This is a genomic window from Streptomyces sp. S6 (assembly GCF_054880855.1).
In genome coordinates, this window is record NZ_JBTYMC010000585.1 from 1 (window position 1) to 1,880 (window position 1,880).

General features: G+C 76.6%; 2 protein-coding genes. Both read right to left on the reverse strand.

Features of this window, described 5'->3' with window-relative positions; translation table 11 throughout:
- The coding region (locus ACVNF4_RS35500; RefSeq protein WP_461806959.1) for a beta-ketoacyl synthase N-terminal-like domain-containing protein at positions 1-1,704 on the reverse strand (1,704 nt) is incomplete at its 3' end.
- The coding region (locus ACVNF4_RS35505) for a hypothetical protein (RefSeq protein WP_461806960.1) at positions 1,701-1,880 on the reverse strand (180 nt) is incomplete at its 5' end. The genes ACVNF4_RS35505 and ACVNF4_RS35500, both read right to left, overlap by 4 nt.

A 1,880-nucleotide genomic window follows, 5' to 3' on the forward strand; every position in this document is an offset into this window, starting at 1 on the left:
GCGGGCGACGTCGGGGAGCCGTGCCGCGCGTCCGCCGGGTGTCTCCAGCCAGTCGGCGAGCAGCAGGGCGTTGCGCCGGACCCGTTCCCGGTCGGCGTCGCTGAGCTGCACGAGGCTCGCGGCGTCGCCCTGGCCCGGAAGACCGGGCCCGGCGGGCGTCCACTCCCGCAGGACGGCGTGCGCGTTGGTGCCGCCGAACCCGAACGCGGAGACCCCGGCGGTCGCGGTCCCGGTGTAGCGGGGCCAGGGTTCCGCTTCGGTGACCACCCGCAGGCATCCCTCGTCCAGCGCGGGCCGCTCGCAGTGCAGCGAGCCGGGGATGACGCCGTGGTGCAGGGCGAGGACGGTCTTGACGAGCCCCGCCACTCCGGCCGCCGCCTCCAGATGCCCGAGGTTGCTCTTCACGGAGCCGAGCAGCAGCGGCTGGTCAGGGTGGCGGGCGCGGCCCAGGACGGCGGCCAGCGCACCGGCCTCGATGGGGTCGCCGAGCGGTGTGCCGGTGCCGTGCGCCTCGACGTGGTCCACGGTCGCGGGGTCCAGGCCCGCCCGTGCGTAGGCCGTCTCCAGCAGGGCCCGCTGGGCGGCCGGGCTCGGCGCCGTCAGCCCGTTGGAACGGCCGTCGGAGTTGACGGCCGTGGCGACGACGACGGCGAGGATCCGGTCCCCGTCGCGCATCGCGTCCCCGAGCCGTTTCAGGACGGCGACCGCGCACCCCTCCGCGCGGCCGATGCCGTCGGCGGCCCGGGAGAACGGCTTGCAGCGGCCGTCGGGCGCCAGCGCTCCGGCGCGGCCGAAGGCGACGGTGACGGCGGGCGACAGCAGGACGTTCACCCCGGCGACGAGCGCGGTGTCGCAGTCGCCGCCGCGCAGGGCCGAACATGCCTGGTGGAGGGCGACGAGGGAGGAGGAGCAGGCGGTGTCGACGGCCATGCTGGGGCCGCGCAGGTCGTAGAGGTGGCTGATGCGGCCCGCCGCGACCGAGGGGGCGGCTCCGGTGGGCGCCCAGGGGTCGACGGTCGTCGGGTCGGCGCCGGTGAAGCGGCCGTAGTCCTGGGCGGAGATCCCGACGTAGACGCCGGTGGCGGTGCCCGCGAGACAGGCGGCGGGGAGGGCGGCGTGGTCGAGGGCCTCCTGGGTGACCTCCAGGAGGAGGCGCTGCTGCGGGTCCATCGCGTCGGCCTCGCGGGGTGAGACGCGGAAGTAGGCGGAGTCGAAGCCGGTGAGGGTGGTGTCGTCGAGGTAGCCGCCGAGGAGGTTGGCCTCCGGCGGCACCCGGGGCCCGAAGTCGCGCAGGCGGCCTTCGGAGGCGGGGACGATGGCGTCGGTGCCGTCCATGAGGAGCCGCCAGTAGTCGTCGGGGCCCCGGACGCCGCCGGGGAGGCGGCAGCCGACGCCGATGACGGCGAGGGGTTCCTCGTCGGCGGAGACGGAATCGGCGGCGCCGGAAGGGGTCGCGTCGGGTTCCTCCAGCAGCGCGACGAGCGCGTCCACCGTCGGTGTCTCCCACCACAGAGTGGCCGGCAGTTCGCGGCCCAGGGCGCGGGCCAGTTCGGCGGCGACGGCGACCGCGTCGCGGGAGGCCATGCCGAGTTCCGCGAGCGGCCGGTCGCCGGTGATGTCGGTGCCGGGGAGACCGGACCAGTGGGCGATGCGTTCGACGACCAGGCGCCGCAGTTCGACGCGGCCGGCCGGGTCCGGGTTCACGCGGTGCCTCGCGGGGCGCGGTCGTAGGTGCCGTCGAGGTAGCGGGCGCGCGTCAGGGTGCGGGAGACCTTGCCGCTGGAGGTGCGGGGCACCGCTCCGGGCGGCACGAGCAGCACCTCCGCGAGCCGCAGCCCGTGCCGGGCGGACACGGCGGCGCGCACGGCACGGACGGCCGT